This window comes from Streptomyces sp. RKND-216, from assembly GCF_004795255.1.
GTDB classification, from domain to species: Bacteria; Actinomycetota; Actinomycetes; order Streptomycetales; family Streptomycetaceae; genus Streptomyces; species Streptomyces hazeniae.
This window is the reverse complement of the sequence record NZ_SSBQ01000002.1, coordinates 1,318,202-1,335,271: the sequence shown is the minus strand read 5'-3', so window position 1 is coordinate 1,335,271 and position 17,070 is coordinate 1,318,202. Positions and strand designations below refer to the sequence as shown.

The following is a 17,070-nucleotide window of genomic DNA, read 5'->3' as shown; positions in this document are numbered from 1 at the left end:
CCATGGAAGCCTTCACCACCCACACCGGCCGGGCCGTACCGCTGCGCCGCAGCAACGTGGACACCGACCAGATCATCCCCGCCCACTGGCTGAAGAAGGTCACCCGGGACGGTTTCGAGGACGGGCTGTTTGAGGCATGGCGCAAGGACCCGGACTTCGTCCTCAACCAGCCGCGTTACGCGGGTGGCACCGTGCTCGTCGCGGGTCCCGACTTCGGCACCGGCTCCTCCCGCGAGCATGCCGTCTGGGCGCTTCAGAACCACGGGTTCAAGGCCGTCGTCTCCTCCCGCTTCGCCGACATCTTCCGCGGCAACTCGCTCAAGAACGGCCTGCTCACCGTCGTACTCCCGCAGGAGACCGTGGAGCGGCTGTGGCAGCTGGCGGAGCGCGACCCGCAGGCCCCGGTGACCGTCGACCTGCAGCGGCGCAAGGTCCTGGCCGAGGGGGTCGACGCCGACTTCGAACTCGACGAGAACGCGCGCTGGCGGCTCCTGGAAGGGCTGGACGACATCAGCCTCACCCTTCAGAACGAGACCGCCATCGCCGCCTACGAGAGCCGCCGCCCGGCCTTCAAGCCCCGGACCCAGGCTGCCTGACGGCTTCCGGCGAGGGCGGAACAGCCGCCACGGACGCCCCCGCGGCCCACGCGCCCCCCGCCCGCAGGTGGGGGGCGCGTCGCCGTGTTGGGTCCCCGCAAGGTGACAACTCACCTCAGATGGCACAATCGGAACATGGACAGCGACGGTCAACTCGAGCTCTACGACCGACTCGCGGCCCGGTTGAAGGAGGCGCACACACGCGTACGCACCCTGCAAGTCCCGGAGGGCGTACGGGTGGCGCTGACGCGGAAGCTGCTCGTCGTCACGGCGGCCTCCAAACATGATCCGGCGGGCGCCGAGCGGCGTCTGGCGCGGCTCATGACGGACATCGACGAGGGGCGGTTCCCGGCCGAGCGAGGCGGAGGACGCGACGGGCAACGCCGCCGTGAAACCGGTGCGGCGGGCTCCGACGGGCCTTCATGACGGTCGACTTCATTGCGGCACAAGGGTGATTCGCCCGTTTCGCGTTTGATTTGCGGTATATATCTGCCTACCGTGCGAAAAAGGCTTGGACCCGATAGTTCCGGCACCGTCTGGTTGAAGGGGAAGACGTGAACAAGGCGCAGCTCGTTGAAGCAATTCAGGATCAGCTCGGTGGACGCCAGCAGGCCGCGGACGCGGTCGATGTCGTCCTGGACGCGATCGTCCGCGCAGTGGTGGCGGGCGACCGGGTATCGGTGACGGGGTTCGGCTCCTTCGAGAAGGTCGACCGCCCGGCGCGATATGCCCGCAACCCGCAGACCGGCGAGCGGGTCCGGGTCAAGAAGACCTCGGTGCCCCGTTTCCGGGCGGGCCAGGGCTTCAAGGACCTGGTCAGCGGGGCCAAGAAGCTCCCCAAGAACGACGTGGCCGTGAAGAAGGCGCCGAAGGGCAGCCTCTCCGGTGGCACTTCCACCAAGAAGGCCGCCACCAAGAAGGCGGCGGCGAAGAAGGCCACCGCCAAGAAGGCCACCGCGCGGAAGGCCGCGGCGAAGAAGGCTCCGGCCAAGAAGACCACCGCGAAGAAGGCGACCGCGCGCAAGACCACCGCGCGCAAGACGGCCGCCAAGTCCACGGCCAAGAAGTCGGCGGCGAAGAAGACGACCGGCAAGAAGGCCACCGCCAAGAAGGCCCCGGCCAAGCGGAGCGTCGCCAAGAAGGCCCCCGCCCGCAAGACCTCGGCCCGCAAGACGACCGCGAAGAAGACCACCGCCCGCAGGCGCTGACCGCGCACCCCGGGCAGCAGGAACGTCTCCGCGCCGGGCCGGGCTCCCTCGGGGGAGCCCGGCCCGCGGGCGTTCCCCGGGACCGGGGTTCGCCCGACGGCTCTCAGAGGGTCTGCAGCGTCACCAGAACGATCCGGCGCGCGTCGGCCTCGCCCTCGACCTCAATGCGCACCCGCTGGCCGGGCCGCAGCAGCCGCAGTCCCCCGGCGTCGAAGGCCGCCGCGTCGAACGGCAGGGGCGTGCCGTCGTCCAGCAGCACGCTGCCTGTCCTGGTCCCGGGGTCGTAGGTGTACGAGGTGGCCTGCATGGCCGGTAGCGTACGCGTCGCCGGCCCGGTCCGCGCGGCGGTGTGCCGCCCCACCCCGAGCCGCAGCGCCACCCGCAGGTCCTCCGCCGTGTCCACGTCCCGTCGTACGCTCGCCACCTCCCGGCCGTCCAGTGCCGCGGCGTCCAGTTCCACGGCCCCCGACGCCAGATGACGCCTCCGGGAGGGGCCCCCGAACGCCGGTGCGAGCGGGCTGCCGGGCCGCGCGGCGAGCAGCGTCGTCCCCATGCCCGCGGCGTCCGCCAGGAACGCCCGCGGATGTGCCGCAGCCGCGTCCAGTACCCGGCCCAGCTCCTCCGGGCGCAGCGCGGGCAGATCGGCACCCAGCGCGGCCACCGGGATCCGTGCTCCCCCCGGGCCGGACCGCACCGCCTGCGCGCCGTGGGCCAGCGCCGCGTTGAGGCCGCGCCCCGGGGCGTCCGGCACCGTGTCCGCGCCCAGTGCGGCCAGTTCCGCCGCGGCGCGCGGGTCGTCCGTGACGACCACCACACCGCGAACCGCCGGGCAGGCCAGCGCCGCGCTCACGGTGTCCTGCGCGAAGGCCAGGGCGAGGCCGGGCCGTACCGCGTCGCCGGCTGTCGCGCCGAGTCTGCTCTTGGCCCGGGCCAGCGGCTTCAACGGCATCACCAGACGCCAGCCGGTGCCGCCCGCCCCCGCCACGTCGCCGTTCATCCAGCCCATTCTCCTCCGCGTCTCCGGTGCCTCCCCCGCCGCCCTCCCGGCCCGTGACCTCCCCCGGGCCCGTCCCGCTCCGGGGACCGCGGGGTTACGGTGTGCACGACAGCTATCGGCTCGACAGAGTGCGTACGGCGGCACCACACTTGGGCGGCTGTCCCGATCGGCCAAGAGGAGATGGTGTCCCGGTGTCCCGCCGCAAAATCGGCTTCTGGTACCGCCTAGCCGCGGTTTTGGTGAAACCGCCGCTACTGGTGCTGTTCAAGCGGGACTGGCGAGGAATGGAGCACATTCCGGCCGTCGGCGGATTTATCGCCGTGGTCAATCACAACTCCTATCTCGACCCTCTCTCCTACGCGCACTACCAGTACAACACCGGGCGCGTCCCGCGCTTCCTGGCCAAGAACTCCCTCTTCAAGGGCGGTTTCGTGGGTGGCTTCATGCGCCGCCTCGGCCAGATTCCGGTGTACCGGGAGACCGCGGACGCGGTGGGGGCCTTCAAGGCGGCCGTGGAGGCCATCGACGAGGGCGAATGCGTCGCGTTCTACCCCGAGGGAACGCTCACCCGCGACCCCGACCTGTGGCCGATGACCGGCAAGACCGGTGCCGCCCGCGTGGCTCTGCTGACCCGGGCCCCGGTGATCCCGGTGGCCCAGTGGGGCGCCAACCACGTCATGCCGCCGTACGCCCGGAAGAAGCGGCTCCGGCTCTTCCCCCGCAAGACCCTGACCGTGCAGGCCGGTCCGCCCGTCGACCTCTCCGCGTTCCACGGCCGGGAACCGACGGCGGAGCTCCTGCGGGCCGTCACCGACACTCTGATGGACGCCGTCGCCGCGGAGCTCGCCGACATCCGCGGCGAGACGCCGCCGGCCGAACGCTACGACCACCGCAAGGCCGTCGCCGCGCGCACCGCCCGTGCCGTACGCACCCGACCGCAGCAGGACGCCGGGCGCGCCGGTGAAGGGTCCGGCCGGGAGCCGTCCGCGGCGCAGTCGCAGCAGGCCGCGTCGCCCCGGGCCCCGCGCGCCGAGGAGGGGAGGAACGCGTGAGCCGCGTCGCCGTCTACGGAACCGGTTCCTGGGGCACCGCGTTCGGCATGGTGCTCGCCGACGCGGGCTGCGAGGTGACCCTGTGGGGCCGCCGCCCGGACCTCGCCGAGGCCGTGAACACCACCCGCACCAACCCCGACTACCTGCCCGGCGTCGAACTGCCGACCGCGGTCACCGCCACCACTGACCCGGCCGAGGCCGCCCGCGACGCCGAGTTCACCGTCCTCGCCGTGCCCTCCCAGACCCTCCGCGAGAACCTCGGCCACTGGGCGCCCCTGCTGCATCCGGAGACCGTGCTGGTCTCCTTGATGAAGGGCGTCGAACTCGGCACCGCCAAGCGGATGAGCGAGGTCATCGCCGAGATCACCGGCGCCGGCGAGAACCGGGTGGCCGTGCTCAGCGGCCCCAACCTCGCCAAGGAGATCGCCGCCCGGCAGCCCGCCGCCTCCGTCGTCGCCTGCCGCGACGAGTCCGTGGCGCGCAGGCTCCAGGCCGCCTGCCACACCCCGTACTTCCGGCCCTACACCAACACCGACGTCGTCGGCTGCGAACTCGGCGGCGCCGTGAAGAACGTGATCGGCCTCGCCGTGGGCATCGCCGACGGCATGGGGCTGGGCGACAACGCGAAAGGCTCGCTCATCACGCGCGGCCTCGCCGAGACCACCCGCCTCGGGCTCGTCATGGGCGCCGACGCGCACACCTTCGCCGGCCTGGCGGGTATGGGCGACCTCGTCGCCACCTGTTCCTCCCCGCTCTCCCGGAACCACACCTTCGGCACCAACCTGGGCCGCGGCATGACCCTGGAGGAAGCCGTCGCCGCGACGAAGCAGACCGCGGAGGGCGTCAAGTCCTGCCAGTCCGTGCTGGATCTCGCCGGGCGGCACGGCGTCGACATGCCGATCACCGAGACGGTGGTGAGCATCGTGCACAAGGGCACGCCGCCGCTGGTCGCTCTCAAGGAACTCATGTCGCGCAGCGCGAAGGCCGAGGGTGTGTGAGGGCCCACGGGCCCTCCCAGACGGTAAAGTCGACGCGATATGAGCAGCGAGACCCCCAGCACCAGCCCCAGCGCCGGCGTGTCGAAGGCCGCCGGCGACAAGCCCCGCGTCGCCGTCGTCTTCGGCGGCCGCAGCTCCGAGCACGGCGTCTCCGTCCTCACGGCGGGCGCGGTCCTGCGCGCCATCGACCGCGAGAAGTACGAGGTGCTCCCCATCGGCGTCACCGCCGACGGGCGGTGGGCGCTCACCAGCGACGAACCCGAGCGGATGGCCATCGCCGACCGCCGCCTGCCCGCCGTCACCGAGCTCGCCGAGTCCGACGCGGGCGTCGTGCTGCCGGTGGACGCGGGGAGCCGCGAGGTCGTCCTCTCCGAGCCCGGCCAGGTGCCCAAGGCGCTCGGCGAGGTCGACGTCGTCTTCCCCGTCCTGCATGGCCCGTACGGGGAGGACGGCACCCTTCAAGGGCTGCTGGAGCTCTCCGGTGTGCCCTACGTCGGCGCGGGTGTGCTGGCCTCAGCGGTCGGCATGGACAAGGAGTACATGAAGCGGGTCTTCACCTCCTTCGGGCTCCCCGTCGGCCCGTACGTCGCGATCCGGCCCCGCGAGTGGGAGTCCGACCCGGCCGCCGCGCGCAAGAAGATCGTCGACTTCGCGGGCGAGCACGGCTGGCCGGTCTTCGTGAAGCCGGCGCGCGCCGGCTCCTCCATGGGCATCAGCAAGGTCGACGACCTCGCCGGTCTCGACGATGCGGTCGCAGAGGCCCGCTGCCACGACCCGAAGATCATCGTCGAGTCGCTGCTGCGCGGCCGCGAGATCGAGTGCGGAGTGCTGGAGTTCGAGGACGGCCCGCGTGCCAGTGTCCCGGCGGAGATCCCGCCGGTCTCCGCGCACGACTTCTACGACTTCGAGGCCAAGTACATCGACTCCGCGACGGGCATCGTCCCGGCGCCGCTCACCGAGGAGCAGACCGCACGCGTCCGGGAGCTGGCCGTCGCCGCGTTCGAGGCCGTCTCCTGCGAGGGCCTGGTCCGCGCCGACTTCTTCCTCTGCGAAGACGGCGAGTTCGTGATCAACGAAATCAACACGATGCCGGGGTTCACGCCGATCTCCATGTACCCGCGGATGTGGCAGGAGGCCGGCATCGGCTACCCGGAGCTCGTCGACCGTCTCCTCCAGGCCGCGCTCCGCCGCCCGACCGGCCTGCGCTGACCGCCGCGCGCGCCCGGCGCGCGCCAACGACGCTTCCGCGCCCCCGTCCGGCAGAGCCGAGACCGGGAAGGTCAGGAGGCCTGGCGGGGGACGGCGGAGCGGACGGCGTCCGCGAGGTCGGTCAGCGCGCCGATCTCCGGCGCGTACGCGGCCGGAACGGTCACCTCCACACGCGGCGCCCGCTCCGTCGTCGTGAAGCGGTATCCATCGTCCTGCTCCTCCAGAAGCCAGGAGACGCCGTTCACCTCCGCCGCGTCGGAGGTGGGGTTGTAGTGTTCACTCCCGGGCCTGAGCACTTCGGGCTTCGCCACTCCGCACCGCAGCTCGACCGCCGGGTCGCCCCACGTGGCCGTGTACGGGGAGCTCTCCCGGGCCTCCCCGCGCTCCAGCCCGGCGACCCGTTCCGGCAGAGCCGCGTGCAGCGTCCGGCACGCCTCAGCGGCCTCGCCGGACGGAGCCGGGACGGCGGGACCGGCGTCGTCCGTGGAGCAGCCCGCCACCGCCCCGCACAGGGCGGACGCGAGCAGCAGCCGCCCGTACACAGGGAGGAACCGGTGGGCTGCGCGACGGCGGTACGAGGCGGACGATGTGGACGATGCGGAACTCACCGGGCGAGCATACGGGGGAGCTAGAGATGAACGACCGGGCAGGTCAGGGTGCGGGTGATCCCCTCCACGCGCTGCACCTTCGCCACCACCAGGCGCCCGAGATCATCGACCGTGTCGGCCTGCGCACGCACGATGACGTCGTACGGGCCGGTCACGTCCTCCGCCTGGATCACGCCCTCAATCCCGGCGACGACCTCGGCGACGGTCGACGCCTTGCCGACCTCGGTCTGGATGAGGATGTACGCCTGTACCACGGGACCTCCAGGGCGGCTGCGGCGACCGGTTCGCCGGTCGCTTCGGGGATCATGGTGGGGAAGAGGGAGGTTACGGTACCGCGCCGTCGCCGGTGCCGGGAGACCCACGGGTGCGCCGGCGCGGGCCGCCCGGCGGATGAGGACCGTGGAGCGCGCGCAGCGCGTGCGGAACGTGAAGGGGCAGAGGCATGCTGAGTTCTCCGGGGGGAAACCCCCACCACCCCAGCACCGTGGCCGAACTCGGCGAGTTCGGACTCATCCGGGAACTGACGTCCCGCCTGGACACCACACCGTCCGTGCACCTGGGACCCGGCGACGACGCGGCGGTGGTGGCGGCTCCCGACCGGCGCGTGGTGGCGACCACCGACATCCTGCTCGAGGGGCGGCACTTCCGCCGCGACTGGTCCACAGCGTACGACGTGGGGCGCAAGGCCGCAGCTCAGAACCTGGCGGACGTCGCGGCGATGGGCGCGGTGCCCACCGCGCTGCTGCTGGGCCTCGTCGTGCCGGCCGAACTGCCGGTGAACTGGCCGACGGAGCTGATGGACGGAATCCGCGACGAGGCCCGCGTCGCCGCAGCCGCGGTGGTCGGCGGAGACGTGACCCGCGGCGACGTGATCACCGTGGCCATCACCGCGCTCGGCGACCTCCGGGACAAGGCGGCCGTCACCCGCTCCGGAGCCCGAGCCGGCGACGTGGTCGCCGTGACCGGCTGGCTCGGCTGGTCGGCGGCCGGGCACGCCGTACTGTCCCGCGGCTTCCGTTCGCCGCGCGCGTTCGTCGAGGCCCACCGCCGTCCGGAGCCGCCGTACCACGCGGGGCCGGCCGCCGCCGGGCTCGGCGCCACCGCGATGACCGACGTCAGCGACGGGCTGATCGCAGACCTGGGCCACATAGCCGTCGCGAGCCGCGTGCGGATCGACGTACGGTCCCGGCAGCTGGACGTGCCGCTCCAGATGTCGGACATCGGCCAGGCGGTCGGCGTCGACCCGCTGCAGTGGGTGCTCACCGGGGGAGAGGACCACGCGATCGTGGCCACCTTCCCGCGCGACCGCAAACTCCCGGCGCGCTGGCGGGTGATCGGCGAGGTGCTTCCCCCCACGGGCACTCCGCAGGTGACCGTCGACGGCGCGCCGTGGGACCGGGCCGGCGGCTGGGACCACTTCGGCCCGGACCAGGACTGAGCCGCCGTGGCCGGGCCGAGTACATTCGCAGCCATGACCACGCCACCGTCCGCGCCCCCTTGCGTGCTGACCGTCGCCGGGTCCGACTCCGGGGGCGGCGCCGGCATCCAGGCCGACCTGAAGACCATGCTGGCACTGGGCACCCACGGCATGAGCGTGCTCACCGCCGTCACCGCGCAGAACTCGCTGGGCGTCCAGGGCGCCTGGGACCTGCCCGAGGAGGCGGTCCGCGCCCAGTTCCGCAGCGTCGTGGACGACATCGGAGTGCGGGCGGTGAAGACCGGCATGCTGTCCTCCGCCACACTGGTGCGGACGGTGGCCGACCTGCTCGCCGAGGTCGCCGTCCCCGTCGTGGTGGACCCGGTGGGGGTCTCCAAGCACGGCGACGCGCTGCTCGCGTCCGACGCTCTGGACGCTGTGCGCGACGCGTTGCTCCCGGCCGCGACCGTCGCCACGCCCAACCTGGACGAGGTGGCGCAGCTCACCGGTGTGCGGGTGCGGGAGGTGGACGACCTGCGGAAAGCCGCCGAGGCGGTCCTCCACCACGGACCGCGCTGGGCGCTGATCAAGGGCGGGCATCTTCGCGGGGACGCCGTCGACCTCCTCACCGACGGCGAGGAGGAACACTGGCTGCGCACCCCCCGGCACGACAACCGCCACACACACGGCACCGGCTGCACCCTGGCGAGCGCGCTGGCCGCGGAACTGGCGAAGGGCCGTACGGTGCCGGACGCGGCCGCCGCCGCCAAGGACTACGTCACCGGGGCGATCGCCGCAGGTTTCGCGCTGGGCGGCGGCATTGGTCCCGTCGACCACGGTTGGCGCACCCGCCGCTGAGCTCCGGCAGGCGACGCCCCCGAGCTCGGGGGCGTCGCCTGCCGGAGCTCAGCGCACACGAACGCGTACGTTCCGCGCACACGAGAAAGCCGGCCCGCCTTCGAGGCGGACCGGCTTCGCAGCAACCAGCAGGTGGCCGCGCTGACGTCAGCGCGAGACCTTGCCGGCCTTGATGCACGAGGTGCAGGCGTTGAGGCGCTTCGGCGTCCCGCCGACCACGGCACGCACGCGCTGGATGTTCGGGGTCCAGCGACGCGGCGTACGGCGGTGCGAGTGGGAGATGTTGTTGCCGAAGCCCGGCCCCTTGCCGCAGACGTCGCAGTTGGCAGCCACGGGTCACTCCAAAGACTTCAGATGCGCTTACGGTGAATCCCGGCGTCGCTGGTGCAGGAGTCTGACCGGCGGGGCCCGGGAAGAGTTCGCGCCCGACCACATCGGGCAACCGGAGCAGCATACAACGGTCCCACGCGAACAGTGAAACCGGCTCCGCTCTTCCGGAGGGGGAGCGGTGCAGGCGAGGCGGCGGCGCGCGCCCCACGCCCCCGGACAGGTCCTAGCATGGCGCGCGTCCCGTCCCCACTCCCAAGGAGGCTGCCCCGTGCCGTCCACGCTCGATCCCGCAGCGGTACGGCACTGGTGCACCCGCGCCCTGGACGCGCTCCGGCGCGGCCGCGAGGAGATCGACACCATCAACGTCTTCCCCGTCGCCGACGGTGACACCGGGAGCAACCTCTGCCTGACCCTCGCCGCCGCGGACCGCGCGCTGCGCACGCCGGAGGCCGAGTGCCGCACCGCCGCCGAAGCGATGCGGACGGCCGCGCACGGCGCACTGCTCGGCGCCTGCGGCAACTCCGGCACCATCCTGGCCCAGCTGATGCGCGGCATGGCCGAGGTCTACGCCGACCCCGACGGCAGAGGGGAGCCCTCCGGCGCGGACCTGCTCCGGCGCGGCCTGCGCCGGGCCGCCGACGCCGCGTACGAAGCGGTCGCCCATCCCGTCGAGGGCACCATGCTGTCGGTGGCCCGCGCCGCCGCCGACGCCGCTGCGGCCACCCCGGGGAACGACGGCGCGGCCGTCGCCCGAGCCGCGCGTGACGGCGCGCGAACGGCCCTGGCCGCCACTCCCGGCCAGCTCGCCGTACTGGCCCGCGCCGGAGTCGTCGACGCCGGGGGGCGCGGCCTGCTCGTCGTCCTCGACGCCCTCGCCGCGACCCTCTCCGGCGACGAGCCCGACCCGCCGGAACCGGCTCGGCCGCTTGCCGCACCGGACACCCCTCGCCGTTCGGCCCCGGAGCCCCGGCACGCCCCGCGCGGAGACGGAGAGGAGCAGACCTCTCCGGCGTTCGAGGTGATGTACCTGCTCGATGCCGACGAGGACGCCGTGCACCGCCTGCGGGGCGCTCTCGACGCCCTCGGAGACTCCCTCGTCGTCATCGGCGGCGAGGGCCTGTGGAACGTCCACGTGCACGTGGACGACGCGGGCGCCGCCGTGGAGGCCGGGATCGCCGCCGGGCGGCCGCACCGCGTCCGCATCACCCACCTCGCCTCCGCACCGGACCGGCACGCGGCCGGGGCGACGCCAGACTGCGCGGGGGAGCCGCCGCCGGAGCGGACCCGCGCCGTGGTCGCCGTCGTCCGCGGCGAGGGTCTGGCCGGGCTGTGCGAGGAGGCCGGAGCCTGCGTCGTCCGTGCACCGGCCGGCGGCGGCGCCGACGAGGACACTCTGACCGCGGCCGTACGCGGCTGCGGAGCACGGGAGATCGTGCTGCTCCCCAACGACCCGGAGTTGCACGTCACCGCCGTACGCGCCGCCGAACGCGCGCGCACCCACGGCGTGCGTGTCGCCGTCGTCCCCACCCGCGCCGCCGTCCAGGGCATCGCCGCCCTCGCCGTGCACGACCCCGGCGCGCGGTTCGACGAGGACGTCGTCGCCATGACCTCCGCGGCCGGCGCCACCCGCTACGGCGAGGTGGCGGTGGCCGCGCGCGAGGCGTGGACCACGGCCGGCGTCTGCCAGGCCGGGGACGTCCTGGGCCTGGTCGAGGGCGACGTCGCGGTGATCGGCGACGACGTCGCCCGCACCGCCTCCGACGTGCTGGAACGCATGCTCGCCGCGGGTGGCGAGATGGTCACCCTGGTCGTCGGCCCCCACGCCCCGGACGGGCTCGCCGCGCGCCTGGAGGCGCAGGTGCGCCGCGGTCACCTGGGCGTGGACACGGTGGTCTACGAGGGCCGTGCGGGCGCCGGCCCGCTGCTCGTCGGCGTGGAGTGACCCGGGAGGGAGGCTCCCGGCGGCGGCGTACGCCGCACTGTCACCGTCATGGTGTGCAATGGAGCACGTGCCCTCGCTCGACGAACCCCTGAAGAAGGCCCTCGGCGGCAACACCGCGAAGGTGATGGCCGACCACCTCGACCTGCACACGGTCGGCGACCTGCTGCACCACTACCCGCGCCGGTACGCGGAGCGCGGCGAACTCACCAAGCTCGCCGACCTGCCGCTCGACGAGCACGTCACCGTCGTGGCCCGCATCGCCGACGCCCGCGTGCACTCCTTCAATCGCGGCCGCGGCCAGCGCCTGGAGGTCAACCTCACCGACGGCAGCGGCCGCCTCCAGCTCGTCTTCTTCGGCCGCGCGGTGTTCGCCGCCAAGCAGAAGCTGCTTCCCGGCCGCCGCGGCATGTTCGCGGGCAAGGTCGGCGTCTTCAACAGGAAGCTCCAGCTCTCCCATCCCGAGTTCAAGCTGCTCGATGACGACGACGGCGACGACCGCGAAACCGTCGAACGGTTCGCGAGCGCGCTGCTGCCGCTCTACCCGGCGTGCGCCCAGCTCTCCTCCTGGAAGATCGAGCAGGCCGTGGACACTGTGCTGACCTCCATGGAGGCCACCGGCTGGTCCGCCCTCACCGACCCGCTGCCCGCCCCGCTCCGCGACGCGCGCCGGCTGATCCCGCTCCCCGAGGCCTTCCGCAAGGTGCACCGGCCGCACACGCGGGCCGACCTCCACGACGCTCGGGCGCGGCTGAAATGGGACGAGGCGTTCGTCCTCCAGACCGTGCTCGCGCGGCGCCGGCTCGCCGAGTCGCACCTGCCCGCCGTGCCGCGCCGTCCGGCCCAGGACGGACTGCTGCACGCCTTCGACGCACGCCTTCCGTTCACCCTCACCGAAGGACAACAGCAGGTCAGCCGCGAGATCCTGGACGACCTGGCCGGCGAACACCCCATGCACCGTCTCCTCCAGGGAGAGGTCGGCTCCGGCAAGACCCTGGTCGCGCTGCGCGCGATGCTCACCGCGGTGGACGCCGGCGGCCAGGCCGCCCTGCTCGCCCCGACCGAGGTCCTCGCCCAGCAGCACCACCGGTCGATCACCGAGATGATGGGCGAACTCGCCGAGGGCGGCATGCTCGGCGGCGCCGAGCACGGCACCAAGGTCGTGCTGCTCACCGGCTCGATGGGCACCCCGGCCCGCCGCCGCGCGCTGCTGGAACTCGCGACCGGCGAGGCCGGGATCGTCATCGGCACCCACGCCCTGATCGAGGACAAGGTGCAGTTCCACGACCTGGGCCTGGTCGTCGTCGACGAGCAGCACCGCTTCGGGGTGGAGCAGCGTGACGCGCTGCGCTCCAAGGGCAAGCAGCCGCCGCATCTGCTGGTGATGACCGCGACCCCGATCCCGCGCACGGTGGCCATGACCGTCTTCGGCGACCTGGAGACGTCCGTGCTGGACCAGCTGCCGGCGGGGCGTTCGCCCATCGCCAGCCACCTGGTGCCCGCCGCCGACAAGCCGCACTTCCTCGCCCGTACGTGGGAGCGCGTACGGGAGGAGGCCGAGGCCGGGCACCAGGCGTACGTGGTGTGCCCGCGGATCGGGGACGAGGACGAACCGGCTGCCGGGGCACGGGAGAAGACCGGGAGCGACACCGCGGAGGACGGCGCTTCCACGGCGGTCTCCGCAGACGCCTCCGCAGACGCCTCCGGGGGCGCCTCCGCAGACGCCTCCGGGGGCGCCGCCGCGGACGCCGACGGCGAACGCCGGCCGCCGCTCGCCGTCCTCGACCTGGTCGAACAGCTCGGCTCCGGCCCGCTGTCCGGGCTCCGCGTCGCCGCGCTGCACGGCCGCATGCAGCCGGACGCCAAAGAAGGGGTGATGCGCGCCTTCGCCGACGGCGAGGTGGACGTGCTGGTGGCGACCACCGTCATCGAGGTCGGCGTCAACGTCCCCAACGCCACCGTCATGGTGATCATGGACGCCGACCGGTTCGGCGTCTCCCAGCTCCACCAGCTCCGCGGCCGGGTCGGCCGCGGAGCGGCGGCCGGACTCTGCCTGCTGGTCACCGAGGCGCACGAGGCCTCGCCCGCCCGCACCCGGCTGGAGGCGGTCGCAAGCACCACCGACGGCTTCGCGCTCTCCCGCATCGACCTCGAACAGCGTCGCGAGGGCGACGTGCTGGGGCAGGCGCAGTCCGGGGTGCGCTCGTCGCTGCGGATGCTCGCGGTCATCGACGACGAGGACGTCATCGCCGACGCCCGCCGGGAGGCCACCGCCCTGGTCGCCGGGGACCCTGAGCTGGCGGCCCACCCGGAGTTGCGCACCGCGCTGGACGCCCTGCTGGACAAGGAACGGGCCGACTACCTGGACAAGGGGTGAGGCGCCGCCGCCGGGCGGCCACGCCATATCGTGGACCGTGCCCGCGGGGCCGCGCACGCGGCGCCCGCGCGGCCGGCACGACCGCACCGCACCGCACGGAGGACCCGAGCCCATGACCCGCGTGATCGCCGGCGTCGCCGGCGGCAGACGGCTGGCGGTGCCGCCGGGTACCGGCACCCGCCCCACGTCCGACCGGGCCAGGGAGGGCATGTTCTCCAGCTGGGAGGCCCAGCTCGGCGGTCCGGCCGCCTGGCGCGGCCTGCGCGTGCTGGACCTGTACGGCGGCTCGGGCGCGGTCGGTCTGGAGGCGCTCTCGCGCGGCGCGTCCCACGTCCTGCTGGTCGAGTCGGACGCGCGCGCGGCGCGCACCATCCGGGAGAACGTGCGGGCGCTCGGACTGCGCGGCGCTCAGGTGCGTGCGGCCCGCGCCGAGCAGATCCTCGCCGGGCCCGGTCCGGAGGAGCCGTACGGGCTGGTCTTCCTCGACCCGCCCTACGCCGTGTCCGACGACGACCTCCGCGAGATCCTCCTCACACTCCGTACCCGGGGCTGGCTGACCGAGGGCGCTCTCGCCACCGTGGAACGGAGCACCCGGGGCGGCGTTTTCGGCTGGCCGGAGGGGTACACCGGGCTGCGGTCCCGCCGCTACGGCGAGGGCACGCTCTGGTACGGTCGCGCCGCCGCACGGGAGGTTACTCCCCAGTCATGCTGAGTTCCGAGAGCGAGGAGACGCCAGTGCGCCGCGCCGTCTGTCCGGGGTCGTACGACCCGATCACCAATGGGCACCTCGACATCATCGGCCGGGCCTCGAAGCTGTACGACGTGGTGCACGTCACGGTGATGATCAACAAGTCGAAGCAGGGCGTCTTCACCGTCGACGAGCGCATCGACCTCATCCGCCAGGTCACCGCCGACTACGGCAACGTGGAGGTCGAGGCCTTCCACGGCCTGCTGGTCGACTACTGCAAGCAGCGCGACATCCCGGCCATCGTCAAGGGGCTGCGCGCCGTCAGCGACTTCGACTACGAACTCCAGATGGCGCAGATGAACAACGGCCTCTCCGGCGTCGAGACGCTCTTCGTGCCGACCAACCCCACCTACTCGTTCCTCTCCTCCAGTCTGGTCAAGGAGGTCGCCGCCTGGGGCGGGGACGTCTCGCACCTGGTGCCGCCGCAGGTGCTGACCGCGCTGAACGAACGGCTCTCCCGGAAGTAGCGTCGCCCCTGCGGGCTCCCGGGCCGTACAGTCACACCCGTGGACGTACAGCAGAGACTCGACGAGATCGTGGCCACCGTCGACGGTGCCCGGTCGATGCCCATGTCGGCCTCCTGCGTGGTGAACCGGGCCGAACTGCTCGCCATGCTCGAAGAGGTGCGGGCGGCGCTGCCAGGCTCCCTCGCGCAGGCGCAGGAACTGCTCGGCGGCCGGGAGCAGATGGTCGCCGAGGCCCAGCAGGAGGCGCAGCGCATCATCGAGGGCGCCCGCGCCGAACGCGGCTCGCTGGTCGCCGGCACCGAGATCGCCCGGCAGGCGCAGCAGGAGTCCGACCGCATCCTCGCCGAGGCCCGGAGCGAGGCGGAGGAGATCCGCGCGGAGGCCGACGACTACGTCGACAGCAAGCTCGCCAACTTCGAGGTCGTGCTGAGCAAGACCATCGGCTCCGTCGAGCGGGGCCGGGAGAAGCTGCTCGGCGGCGCGCAGGGCGGGTACGACGACGCCGACGACGACGCGCCGGAGCGCACCGCCGACCCGGAGGAGCTGCGGCACCGCGCCGACGAGTATGTGAACGCCCGCCTCGGTTCCGTCGCGGCCGTGCTGACCAAGACGCTGGAGGCGGTCGGCCGCGGGCGGCAGAAGCTCCTCGGGCACCGCCCGGTCGACGAACTCGGCGCCCACCTGGCCGCGCAGGACCTGGGCGGAGACCAGGCGCCGCACACCAGCGACGCGGACTACCTCGCCGGTCTGGCGGACGTGCCGGCGCAGGCGTCCCCGGCGGCCGCCGTGCCGCCGCAGGCGCCGGATGCGATGCCGCCGGGAACGGTCCCGCCCGGGGCCGTCCCGCAGCAGCCGGCCGACCCGTACGCGCAGCCGGCCGCGGCAGGGCAGGACCCGTACGGCCAGGGCGCCTACTACGACGCCGGGCAGGGCGCCGGCTACCCGCAGGACGCTTACTACGGCGCGCAGCAGCCCGGCTACGGCGCGCAGCAGTACGGAGGACAGCCTGCCGCGGCGCTGGACGAGACCAGCTTCTTCGACACCGGGATGATCGACCTGGACCAGGTCGCCCGCTACGAGCAGCAGTACACCGCCGGCCAGTACCAGCAGGACGGGGGCTACCCGCCGCAGTACGGCCAGGAGCAGGACCCGGCCTACCGGGACGGCGGCACGTACCAGGGCGACCATGGGTATCCGCAGGACTACGGTCAGTCCTACGATCCCGGCCCGTACGGCCCGGGCGGCGACGGCCGCGGCTGACCCGCCCCGGGCAGGCGAGGTCCGCCCCGTTCCGAATTGGGTACCGGGCGCCCCGTGCCGTATCCTGTCTCTTCGGCCGTACCTGCGCCCGCGCTGCGGGCTGCCCGGACGGCGTCCACACCGCGGGCCTTGACCGGTCCCGGACGGCACCAGCCCACCCCGTAGAAGGCAGGAAGCTCTGAACGCCCCGCTCGACCACCGCGACCCGCTCGTGTTCGACACACGCGAGCTGGGCAGGCGGCCCGGTGCGATGAAGCGCCTGTCCCGCTCGGTTCCCGCCCCCGCGGACATGGGGGTGGAGTTCCTCGGGGTGCCGCAGGGTGCGGCCGTGGAGCTCGATCTCCGCCTGGAGTCGGTCATGGAAGGTGTGCTCGTCACAGGCACCGCACATGCGCCGCTGCGGGGGGAGTGCGTAAGGTGTCTGGAGCCGCTGGAGCAGGAGGCCGAGGCGGACTTCCAGGAGATGTTCTCCTACCCCGACGCCGACGACCGGAGCCGCGGAAGCGCGGAGACCGGCGACGACGCCGAGGAGGAGGACACACTCTTCCTCGAGGGCGACCTTTTCGACCTCGAGCCCGTGCTGCGGGACGCGGTGGTGCTGTCACTGCCGCTGCAGCCGGTGTGCCAGGACGACTGTCCGGGCCTGTGTCCCGACTGCGGGGCGCGGCTCGCGGACGAGCCGGACCACGGGCACGACGACGCCGTCGACATCCGTTGGGCGGCACTGCAGGGACTCGCCGAGACCATCCGGGACGGCGAGAAGGACGATCAGAACGGCGCCGCACCGGGCGCCGACGAGAAGCAGGAGAAGTAGCCGTGGCTGTTCCGAAGCGGAAGATGTCGCGCAGCAACACGCGCCACCGCCGGTCGCAGTGGAAGGCTGCGGTCCCGACCCTGGTGAAGTGCGAGCGCTGCCAGGAGCCGAAGCAGCAGCACATCGCGTGCCCGAGCTGCGGCACCTACAACAAGCGTCAGGTTCTCGAGGTCTGATCGGCGGGTGACACGC

18 protein-coding genes and 1 pseudogene are annotated in these 17,070 nt (G+C 73.1%); 15 read left to right on the top strand and 4 right to left on the bottom strand.

All coding sequences use genetic code 11. The features are described from left to right. Positions 1-2: 2 nt before the first annotated feature. From leuD to E4198_RS05730, 3 genes are all read left to right on the top strand, one after another. Positions 3-596: a 3-isopropylmalate dehydratase small subunit gene (gene leuD, locus E4198_RS05740; protein WP_027763837.1), complete on the top strand. Its 594-nt coding sequence runs from the start codon at positions 3-5 to the stop codon at positions 594-596. A 135-nt stretch (positions 597-731) separates the two neighbouring features. Next, positions 732-1,022: a hypothetical protein gene (locus E4198_RS05735; protein ID WP_136182217.1), complete on the top strand. Its 291-nt coding sequence runs from the start codon at positions 732-734 to the stop codon at positions 1,020-1,022. 128 nt (positions 1,023-1,150) lie between these two features. Continuing rightward, positions 1,151-1,804 carry an HU family DNA-binding protein gene (locus E4198_RS05730; RefSeq protein ID WP_027763838.1) on the top strand — a complete coding sequence of 218 codons (654 nt, stop codon included), beginning with the start codon at positions 1,151-1,153 and terminating at the stop codon, positions 1,802-1,804. A gap of 340 nt (positions 1,805-2,144) precedes the next feature. On the opposite strand, the pseudogene cofC reads toward E4198_RS05730, so the two are convergent. Then, positions 2,145-2,801, bottom strand: a pseudogene (gene cofC / locus E4198_RS05725) (2-phospho-L-lactate guanylyltransferase); the annotation flags it as partial. 191 nt (positions 2,802-2,992) lie between these two features. On the opposite strand from cofC, the gene E4198_RS05720 reads away from it, so the two are divergent. From E4198_RS05720 to E4198_RS05710, 3 genes are read left to right on the top strand one after another with little or no spacing between them, the layout of a single operon-like run. Next, entirely contained in the window at positions 2,993-3,853 is an 861-nt protein-coding gene (locus tag E4198_RS05720) for a lysophospholipid acyltransferase family protein (RefSeq protein WP_136182215.1), read from the top strand. Next, positions 3,850-4,851, top strand: a complete 1,002-nt coding sequence (locus tag E4198_RS05715; RefSeq protein WP_136182214.1) for an NAD(P)H-dependent glycerol-3-phosphate dehydrogenase — start codon at positions 3,850-3,852, stop codon at positions 4,849-4,851. The genes E4198_RS05720 and E4198_RS05715 overlap by 4 nt, the downstream gene beginning before the upstream one ends. Before the next feature lie 39 nt (positions 4,852-4,890). After that, on the top strand, positions 4,891-6,060 hold the full coding sequence (locus E4198_RS05710) for a D-alanine--D-alanine ligase family protein (protein ID WP_136182213.1): 1,170 nt from the start codon (positions 4,891-4,893) through the stop codon (positions 6,058-6,060). A 71-nt stretch (positions 6,061-6,131) separates the two neighbouring features. On the opposite strand, the gene E4198_RS05705 is transcribed toward E4198_RS05710, so the two are convergent. Both E4198_RS05705 and E4198_RS05700 read right to left on the bottom strand, forming a co-directional pair. Beyond that, positions 6,132-6,587: a DUF3515 domain-containing protein gene (locus tag E4198_RS05705; RefSeq protein WP_247597861.1), complete on the bottom strand. Its 456-nt coding sequence runs from the start codon at positions 6,585-6,587 to the stop codon at positions 6,132-6,134. 101 nt (positions 6,588-6,688) lie between these two features. Then, positions 6,689-6,922: an Lrp/AsnC ligand binding domain-containing protein gene (locus tag E4198_RS05700; RefSeq protein ID WP_027763842.1), complete on the bottom strand. Its 234-nt coding sequence runs from the start codon at positions 6,920-6,922 to the stop codon at positions 6,689-6,691. 188 nt (positions 6,923-7,110) lie between these two features. On the opposite strand from E4198_RS05700, the gene E4198_RS05695 reads away from it, so the two are divergent. Continuing rightward, positions 7,111-8,106: a thiamine-phosphate kinase gene (locus E4198_RS05695; RefSeq protein ID WP_136182211.1), complete on the top strand. Its 996-nt coding sequence runs from the start codon at positions 7,111-7,113 to the stop codon at positions 8,104-8,106. A 33-nt stretch (positions 8,107-8,139) separates the two neighbouring features. Further along, a complete protein-coding gene (gene thiD / locus E4198_RS05690; protein WP_136182210.1) occupies positions 8,140-8,943 on the top strand; it encodes a bifunctional hydroxymethylpyrimidine kinase/phosphomethylpyrimidine kinase in 804 nt (267 codons plus the stop codon). Between the two features lie 147 nt (positions 8,944-9,090). Here the strand turns inward: thiD and rpmB are convergent, their stop codons facing one another. After that, positions 9,091-9,276, bottom strand: a complete 186-nt coding sequence (gene rpmB / locus E4198_RS05685; RefSeq protein WP_027763845.1) for a 50S ribosomal protein L28 — start codon at positions 9,274-9,276, stop codon at positions 9,091-9,093. 265 nt (positions 9,277-9,541) lie between these two features. Between rpmB and E4198_RS05680 the strand changes: the two genes are divergently transcribed. From E4198_RS05680 to rpmF, 7 genes are all read left to right on the top strand, one after another. Then, positions 9,542-11,215, top strand: coding sequence for a DAK2 domain-containing protein (locus tag E4198_RS05680; protein WP_136182209.1), 1,674 nt, complete (start codon positions 9,542-9,544; stop codon positions 11,213-11,215). A gap of 58 nt (positions 11,216-11,273) precedes the next feature. Beyond that, the gene (gene recG / locus E4198_RS05675; protein WP_136182208.1) at positions 11,274-13,589 is read left to right on the top strand and encodes an ATP-dependent DNA helicase RecG; all 2,316 of its coding nucleotides are present in this window, start codon (positions 11,274-11,276) and stop codon (positions 13,587-13,589) included. A gap of 112 nt (positions 13,590-13,701) precedes the next feature. Next, positions 13,702-14,301 (top strand): 16S rRNA (guanine(966)-N(2))-methyltransferase RsmD, encoded by a 600-nt coding sequence (gene rsmD / locus E4198_RS05670; RefSeq protein WP_136182207.1) that lies wholly within the window; start codon positions 13,702-13,704, stop codon positions 14,299-14,301. Beyond that, positions 14,295-14,804: a pantetheine-phosphate adenylyltransferase gene (gene coaD, locus E4198_RS05665; RefSeq protein WP_136182206.1), complete on the top strand. Its 510-nt coding sequence runs from the start codon at positions 14,295-14,297 to the stop codon at positions 14,802-14,804. Before rsmD ends, coaD begins: the two co-directional genes overlap by 7 nt. Positions 14,805-14,843: 39 nt before the next feature. Next, complete coding sequence (locus E4198_RS05660; RefSeq protein ID WP_348771286.1) at positions 14,844-16,064, top strand: cell division initiation protein; 1,221 nt, start codon at positions 14,844-14,846, stop codon at positions 16,062-16,064. Positions 16,065-16,242: 178 nt separating this feature from the next. Beyond that, the gene (locus E4198_RS05655) at positions 16,243-16,878 is read left to right on the top strand and encodes a DUF177 domain-containing protein (RefSeq protein WP_136182205.1); all 636 of its coding nucleotides are present in this window, start codon (positions 16,243-16,245) and stop codon (positions 16,876-16,878) included. Positions 16,879-16,880: 2 nt separating this feature from the next. Further along, the gene (rpmF, locus tag E4198_RS05650; protein ID WP_023527756.1) at positions 16,881-17,054 is read left to right on the top strand and encodes a 50S ribosomal protein L32; all 174 of its coding nucleotides are present in this window, start codon (positions 16,881-16,883) and stop codon (positions 17,052-17,054) included. The last annotated feature ends 16 nt before the right edge of the window (positions 17,055-17,070 follow it).

Coding starts and splice junctions, on each gene's coding strand:
- E4198_RS05695 (WP_136182211.1), top strand. CDS start 7,111: ATGCTGAGTTCTCCGGGGGGAAACCCCCACCACCCCAGCACCGTGGCC.
- thiD (WP_136182210.1), top strand. CDS start 8,140: ATGACCACGCCACCGTCCGCGCCCCCTTGCGTGCTGACCGTCGCCGGG.
- rsmD (WP_136182207.1), top strand. CDS start 13,702: ATGACCCGCGTGATCGCCGGCGTCGCCGGCGGCAGACGGCTGGCGGTG.
- recG (WP_136182208.1), top strand. CDS start 11,274: ATGGAGCACGTGCCCTCGCTCGACGAACCCCTGAAGAAGGCCCTCGGC.
- E4198_RS05735 (WP_136182217.1), top strand. CDS start 732: ATGGACAGCGACGGTCAACTCGAGCTCTACGACCGACTCGCGGCCCGG.
- leuD (WP_027763837.1), top strand. CDS start 3: ATGGAAGCCTTCACCACCCACACCGGCCGGGCCGTACCGCTGCGCCGC.
- E4198_RS05710 (WP_136182213.1), top strand. CDS start 4,891: ATGAGCAGCGAGACCCCCAGCACCAGCCCCAGCGCCGGCGTGTCGAAG.
- coaD (WP_136182206.1), top strand. CDS start 14,295: ATGCTGAGTTCCGAGAGCGAGGAGACGCCAGTGCGCCGCGCCGTCTGT.